The 3,605-nt window shown below is 61.8% G+C and carries 2 protein-coding genes; both read right to left on the reverse strand.

Going from position 1 to position 3,605, the window contains the following annotated elements; all coding sequences use genetic code 11:
• Window positions 1–126: 126 nt before the first annotated feature.
• Entirely contained in the window at window positions 127–1,308 is a 1,182-nt protein-coding gene (locus tag PJE01S_RS24015; protein ID WP_068836230.1) for a Wadjet anti-phage system protein JetD domain-containing protein, read from the reverse strand.
• A partial coding sequence (locus PJE01S_RS24910) for an SbcC/MukB-like Walker B domain-containing protein (RefSeq protein WP_084389743.1) occupies window positions 1,305–3,605 on the reverse strand: 2,301 nt, incomplete at its 5' end. The genes PJE01S_RS24015 and PJE01S_RS24910, both read right to left, overlap by 4 nt.

Here is a 3,605-nt window from a genome sequence, read left to right on the forward strand (position 1 = left end):
GGCCATCGGAATTAGCGCCACATTGCTTCCATCCAGGATTGGTGCAGCAAGCGGATACGATGGAAAGCCGGATTGCAGACATCCAAAAGCCCGAGGGCGGAATGACTTTCCACGTTGAGCCATTTATTACTCCCGTTCCAGCGCCTCCTGCTCGGCGACGAACTCGGCGTCACGCATCGCCTGTCCCAATTCGGGCCATCCTGCTGCACAAGCGAAGTGATGAATACGCTCCAAGGTCCGTGCTGAGGCCCTAACCCGCATTTCCAAGGGCACATCCTCTGGCGACATACCGTAGGGCTGCAAGGAAAACCCCGCTGCCCTGGCTACGGCCGCGATCGTGGACGCGATCCGAAATCCCCCTTCATCAACGTCACCCCAGTGATTTATCGGCGTGGTCGGCGGCAGGCTCCCCAGCAGACGTTCGTACATTGCCCGCCAGGCTGGTGAAGGCATGCCCGCCGTGTAGATCAGAAGCACCTTGTCGTCTTGCCGGCGTTTAGCCTCACTGTGAAACGTGGTCTTGTTCTCGATGGTGATGACTTCAATGACTGTGCTGGCCACCCCCTGAATGGTTGCCGCTGGTAGGCCCATGTAGGGTGCATCAATCAAACTGGTCGATCGATCGCGTGCAATGTACACGTGGCCAGCCAACAGCACGGGGTGCTCCTCCCGGAACAAGCCCAACTCTTGCCACACCTGGGTCGAAGCTCTTGGGCTTTCCTCGATGCTTCCACTCAGCAAGACATCAAGCTGGGATGTCAGGGCCTCAATTCGCTTGCTGTCCAGGAGCAGTCGCGCACTGAATTCCCGCACCGGTGCGGCAACCGCGTCCTGGCTGCGCGCTGCACAGGCCCGAATGGTCTTGGCTGCATCGATCCAGGCGCCTGCGTCCTGCGGGCCCAGGCCGCGCACCTTGGCCATGCCGGTCCAGCGCCCAATCACCTCCAGGATCACTGGGAACTCCGCCTTCAATGGCTCCAACTGGCCAATGGCCTGGGCCAACTGGTTCGCATAGGTGCTGCGCCCCAGAAATCTGGCCAGCGCTTGCACGTCTACCAGGTCGATGCGCTCAAACAGTCCATCCTTCGGATTCAGCCTGTCACGCTGCAATTTGACGGCGCCGGCGTCGCGCGCGGCCATGAATGTCTCATCGCATTCCTGTTTGTGTTGCCAACTCCGCAACTCGCTGTAGGGCTTCAAGTGCATGGCTGTCAGTGCGGGTGCGCGCGCACGTGCGCCGGCGGCGTGCTTGTTGCCGGCATCCAGCAGCTTGGCCAGCAAGTCCTTGGCGATGGCGACCGCGCTCATGGTGTGGGGGCGGCAGCAGGTCGCGCGATCGGTTCCTGGCGGACGGCCAGCAGTTCAGCCTCCAGGAGCTCAGGGTGGTACTCCCACATGTCCTCCCGGAACTGCTCCCTCATGGCTTCGCTCACCCGGCGTTCCTCCACCTGGATCACGTGGCGGGTTTCGTCCTTCATGATCTCGAAGTAGCGGTGCAGAAAAGCGGTCAGTGTGGGCAGGTTCTCGCCCGGGCTGGCCAGCAGGACCTGCAGCCCGAGTTTTTCGAGGTAGCGCATGGTGGCCACGATGTTGGGCGTGTCCATCTTGTCGAAGGCTTCGTCCAGGAGGATGAGCCGCAGACCGTCCTGGTTGTTCTCATCCATGCGGTAGGCCGAGGACAGCGCAGCGCCGGCGATCACGTACAGCGGCGCGCGGTGCTCGCCACCGGACCCCGGGCCAATGCGCTTGCTCAGATGCCCGATGGCCTTGGTGACGCCAGTGACCGGATCGTCGGTTTCAATCTCGATGTCGAACTCAAAGAACTCCCGGTAGTCATCCAGCGGACTCTTGACCGCCGCATTGCCTGCGGTGGTCTTCTCGCGCAGCAGCTCTTCAAACTGGGCAGGGATGGCTCCAGGTTCGCCAAACAGCCCGCCGTCGGCGCCAAAGTCGGCGATATTTTCGATGAACTTCTTCAACGGCATGAGGTCAGGGCGGATCTTGGCCTGGAACTGGTACCGCTCCCCATTGGTGAAGGCGGGGGAGGCCTTGAGCGCATCGTTCAAGCGCTTGAATGTGGTGGTCTGGTACTTGAGGTTGGCATGCAGGGCCAGCGCCACGTCCTGCCGGAAGGTGTTCTGCGACGCAATGTAGGCTTCCTGGGCCTGCTCCTTGTACTGCGGCAGCTCCGTATTCTGCAGCCTGGCGACTTGCTGCTCCATCCAGGCCTTGGCCTTGCGCCAGTCGGACGTCACCTCATCGCTGACGGCTTCGCGGTGGTCGGTCAGGAAGGTTCCCAGCAGCGTCTGGGCCGGGCCCAGGTGGCGCACCATGGCTGAATTGCAGCGCTTGGATTGGGTTTCGCAGTGGTCCGCCATGGCCTGGTAGTTCTCGCCGAATTGCTCCAGCAGCGGGTCCCAGCGATCCGACGCAAAGCCTGGGTCATAGTCGGCATGGCCACGGCAGGCCTCATGGACCGATCGCTTGCCTTGGAGCTCCTGCAGCTTAGTTTGACATTCCCCGGTCAACCTATCCAGTATCGTCTGAGTCCGAACAACGGCATCCCGAGCGTCCCGGGCATCATTTTCAACCTGTGACTTGCGCTCCTGCAGAGCAAGTAGCGTTGCGCAAATGGCCTGGTATTCGGCACTGGTGCTACCCGAGATACGTTGGTTGGCGAGCTCCTTCTCGGCGAGCGCCTCGCTCAGTTGTTGCGCGCATCCGAGCAGGAGGCGCAGAGCTTCTGGCGACGACAAACTCTGCACGGCCAGTCGGATGCGGTTGATGGACCCTTCGCGTTCCTGCAAGTCGACAACCTTCCTGTTCAAGTTACGGGACTCAGTCCTGAGCCCGTCGACCTGGCCTTTGGCACCGGCGCCGATCTGTAGGTCCGCTTCCGGCACCAGCCTCAACCGTTCAAAGTCCCCGGGCCCGACCAGCATGCCGTCCAGGGTCAGCGTCCGCTCGCCGTGAAGCGCCTCCTGGGCGGTATTCGCGCGCTTGAGGTTGCCCAGCTTGCCACGCAGGTAGGCAACTGCCACTTGGTTGCTGCCCTGTATCAGGCTGGCCACCGTGTCAGCCGCCGGCTGGCCATTTCCATGGCGCGCTTTGTCAGAGCGCACGATCTTGACGCCATAGATGGTCCGCTTGCCCTGCAAAGACCGATAGATGTCAAAGGCTTTGTCCTCTTCTTCCTTGTCCCGCAACAGGATGGCCTCCACATTCCTGCCTAGATAGGCTTCGATGGCTGGTTGCCACTGGGGATCGGTCACCTTCACCAGATCACATACGGGGGTGGGGTGTAGGCCGTGGTCCGAGAACTCATGCATCAGCCGGGCCGTCGCTTCACTGACCTGCGCGCGGTTGGTGTTGGCGCGCTCCATGCCCAATCCAATCGTCTTTAGCCGCTCCGTAGCGATTCGAATCTGCTCCTTTACGACGTCGTGTTCCTCATTCAGGTGCGCCGACGCGGACTTCAGCGGTTCCGCCAGGCCCCGGATGATCTGCCCCAGCCCATCCTGGTCGACGCGGTTCTGCTCCCAGGAGAACTGGCCAAGCTGCTGCGCGGCCAGCGCAAGCGCGGGCTGCCACTGGGCCAGCAGGTT

This window comes from Polaromonas jejuensis NBRC 106434, from assembly GCF_001598235.1.
Classification (GTDB): Bacteria; Pseudomonadota; Gammaproteobacteria; order Burkholderiales; family Burkholderiaceae_C; genus Polaromonas; species Polaromonas jejuensis.

Bases quoted from the DNA above. Each gene is read 5' to 3' on its own strand.
- PJE01S_RS24015 (WP_068836230.1), bottom strand. From the start codon at position 1,308: ATGAGCGCGGTCGCCATCGCCAAGGACTTGCTGGCCAAGCTGCTGGAT.